Here is a 3,880-nt window from a genome sequence, read left to right as displayed (position 1 = left end):
CTGTGGTTCCTCGACCAGCTCGAAGGCGCCTCCGCCACGTACAACAGTCCGTTCGCGTTCCGCCTGCACGGCGCGGTGGACGTCGAGGCGCTACGAGCGGCGATCGGTGACGTGGTCGGCCGCCACGAGGCCCTGCGGACGATCTACCCCGCGATCGACGGCCAACCCCGCCAGCTGGTGCTGCCCGCCCAGAACGTCCAGGTGCCCTTCAGGATCGAGCCGTGCACCGCCGACGAGGCCGCAGCGCGGATCGAAGCCGAGGCCTTCGCCACCTTCGACCTCTCCGCCGAACTGCCGCTGCGGGTAGCGCTGTTCACCCTCGGCGCGACCGAGTCCGTCCTGGTCCTGACCCTGCACCATATCGCCAGTGACGGCTGGTCCTCCGGTCCGCTCTGGTCGGGTATCGCCTCGGCCTACCGGGCCCGGCTGGCCGGTCTCGTCCCGGAGTGGGAGCCGCTGGCCGTCCAGTACGCGGACTACACGCTCTGGCAGCACAACCAGCTCGGCGACACCATGGACCAGCAACTCGCCTACTGGTCCGAGGCTCTGCGGAACTCGCCGCAGGAGGTCGCTCTCCCCTTTGATCGGCCCCGCCCCGCCACCGCCTCGCACGAGGGCGACCTGCTGCAGTTCCACGTCGACCCCGACCTGCACGCCGAGCTGGACGCCTTGGCACGCCGACACGGCGTGACGCTTTTCATGGTCCTGCACGCGGCCCTGGCGGCTCTGCTGTCCCGCCTGGGCGCCGGCACGGACCTCCCGATCGGTACGGTCGTCGCCGGACGCTCGGACCAGGCGCTGGACGAGCTGGTCGGGTTCTTCGTCAACACCCTGGTCCTGCGGACCGACCTCTCGGACGCCCCCACCTTCGGTGAGCTGCTGGGGCGGGTCCGGGACACCGACCTGGCGGCGTTCACCCACCAGGACCTGCCGTTCGAGCGGCTCGTCGAGGAGCTGAACCCCGTTCGCTCCAGCTCCGTGCATCCGCTGTTCCAGGTGATGCTGGTCCTGCAGAACAACGACGAGGGCACGCTCGAACTCCCGGGCCTGACCGCCCGGCCCGAGTCCTTCGGGATGCCGCCCGTCAAGTTCGACCTCAACCTCACCTGCGTCGAGAGCCGCGACGCCGCCGGCGCCCCCTCCGGCATCCTCGCCGTTCTCCACTACGCCACCGACCTGTTCGACCGCGCCACCATGACCCTGCTGGCGGACCGCCTGCTCCGCCTGCTGACCGCCGTGGTCGCGGACCCGGACCAGTCGATCGAGGCGGTCGACATCCTGACCCCGGACGAGCGCCGGCAGATCCTCGTCGAGTGGAACGACACCGCGCGCGTCCCGGCGGACGCCGGGCTGGTTCCGGAGGTCTTCGAGGGGCACGTCCGGCGGACTCCGGACGCGACCGCGCTCGTCTTCCAGGGCGACGTCCTGACGTTCCGTCAATTGAATGCTCGGGCGAACCGCCTGGCGCGGCTGCTGATCGACCGCGGGGTGGGTCCGGAGCAGTCCGTGGCCGTCCTGCTCCCGAGGGGCACGGACCTGATCGTCTCGCTGCTGGCGATCCTGAAGGCCGGCGCCTGCTACGTCCCGGTCGACCCGGAGTACCCCGCCGAGCGGGTCGGGTACATGCTCGACGACTGCCGGCCCGGCCTGGTGATCACCGGCCGGGACACCGCCGAACGTCTCGCCGGTCCGGCCGGGCGGGTGCCGCACCTGCTGGACCTGGCGGAGCCGTCGCTGGCGGCCGAGCTGGCTCGCCGGTCCGAGGCCGACGTGTCGGACGCCGACCGGCTCGCGCCCCTGCGGCCCGAGCACGCCGCGTACGCCATCTTCACCTCCGGGTCGACGGGGACGCCGAAGGGCGTGCTCGTCGAGCACCGCTCCCTCGCCAACCTCGTCCACAGCCACCGGGAGGACGTCTACTGGGCCGACATCGCCTCGGCCGGCCGCCCCCTGCGGGCCGCCATGATCGGGGCGACGACCTTCGACGCCAGCTGGCTGCTGCTCTTCTGGCTGCTGGACGGCCACCAGCTGCACCTGGTGGACGACGAGACGCGCCGGACGCCCGAGCTCCTGGTCGACTACATCGACGGCGAGCGGATCGACTACCTGGAGACGACCCCGACCTACTGCCGGCAACTGATCGAGCTGGGGATGCTCTCCGAGCAGCGTGCCTCCCGTCCGCGAATCGTGGACGTCGGCGGTGAGGCCGTCGACGAGGCGCTCTGGGATGTTCTGCGGCGGGCCGGGGTCGCCGCCAACAACCAGTACGGTCCCACCGAGTGCACCGTGTACAGCACGAACGCCGTGATCGGCGCGTACGAGCGGCCGGTCATCGGCCGGCCGATCCGCAACACCCGGCTCTACGTCCTGGACGACCGCCTGCGGGTGGTCCCGGCGGGCGTTCCCGGCGAGCTGTACATCGCCGGGGAGAGCCTCGCCCGCGGCTACCTGGGCCGGCCGGGCCTGACGGCCGAGCGCTTCGTGGCCGATCCGTTCGGTGCGGCGGGCGAGCGGATGTACCGCACCGGCGACCTCGTGCGGTGGCGCGCCGACGGCGCCCTGGAGTACGTGGGGCGCGCGGACGACCAGGTGAAGATCCGGGGCTTCCGGATCGAGCCGGGCGAGGTCGCCGCGGTGCTGATGGCGCACGAGGCGGTGGCCCAGGCCGCCGTGGTGGCGCGCGAGGACCAGCCGGGGGACAGGCGCCTGGTGGGCTACGTGGTGCCGGTCGCCGACCGGGCGGCCGACCCGGAGGAGCTGCAGCGCTTCGCCGCGGGCCGTCTGCCGCGGCACATGCTGCCCTCGGCGGTCGTGGTGCTGGAGGACCTGCCGATGACCTCGCACGGCAAGCTGGACCAGCGGGCGCTGCCGGCTCCGGTCGCCGGTGCGGGAGGCGGCGGACGGGCCGCGCGCTCGGCGCAGGAGGAGATCCTGTGCGCGGTCTTCGCCGAGGTCCTCGGGGTGCCGTCGGTGGGCATCGACGACGACTTCTTCCTCCTGGGCGGGCACTCGCTCCTCGCGGCCCGGCTGATCGGCCGGATCCGCACCGCCCTCGGCGCCGAGATCGGCATCCGGGACGTCTTCGACGCCCCCACCGTTGCCGCGCTCGCCGGTCGGCTGGACGACGCGGGGGACGGCGACGGCGCGCTCGCCACCCTGCTGCCGTTGCGCAGGAGCAGCGGCCCGGAGGCCCGACCGCTGTTCTGCGTGCACCCCGCGGCCGGCGTCAGCTGGGTCTACTCGGGCCTGCTCCGCCACCTCGACGGCGGCCGTGCCCTGTACGGTCTCCAGGCCCGCGGCCTGCTGGCCCCCGAGGCGGTTCCGGCCGGCCTCGACGCCATGGTCGACGACTACCTGGCGCTGATCCGCTCCGTGCAGCCGCAGGGCCCGTACGCGCTGCTGGGGTGGTCGTTCGGCGGGGTCGTGGCGCACGAACTCGCCGTCCGGCTCCAGGAGGAGGGCGAGGAGGTCGAAGCGCTCACGCTGATGGACAGCTTCCCGAGCGGGGGCGGCGGCGGATCGGCCGAGCCGGCCCGGGAGTCGACCGGTGCGGAGGCCGTCGGGGCGCTCCTGGAGTCGCTCGGCCACGACCCGGAGTCCGCGCGGGCCGCGGACGGTCCGTTCGCCCTGCTCGACGACGCCGCGCTGGAGGCCATGGCCAGGGTCTTCCTCGCGAACATCGCGGTGCTGGGCTCCTTCAAGTCCCGTACGTTCAGGGGCGATGTGCTCTTCTTCGAGGCGACCCGGGAGGAGCCGCGCCCCCCGGTGCGGCCGGAGGACTGGCGGGCCCACGTCACCGGTCGGATCGAGGTGCACCGGGTGACCGGGCGGCATGGTGAAATGACGAGGCCCGATCAGCTCGCCCAGATCGGCCCCGTTC

1 protein-coding gene is annotated in these 3,880 nt (G+C 73.0%); it reads left to right on the top strand.

Annotation, left to right across the window (positions count from 1 at the left end; all coding sequences use genetic code 11):
- Positions 1–3,880: amino acid adenylation domain-containing protein (locus tag ACFU6K_RS33360; RefSeq protein ID WP_380669463.1), on the top strand; the 3,880-nt coding region annotated here is incomplete at both ends.

The sequence above is a fragment of the Kitasatospora sp. NPDC057512 genome (assembly GCF_042802135.1).
Lineage (GTDB): Bacteria > Actinomycetota > Actinomycetes > Streptomycetales > Streptomycetaceae > Kitasatospora.
Note: the sequence above shows the minus strand (reverse complement) of the source record. Positions and strands in the feature narration are given on the sequence as shown.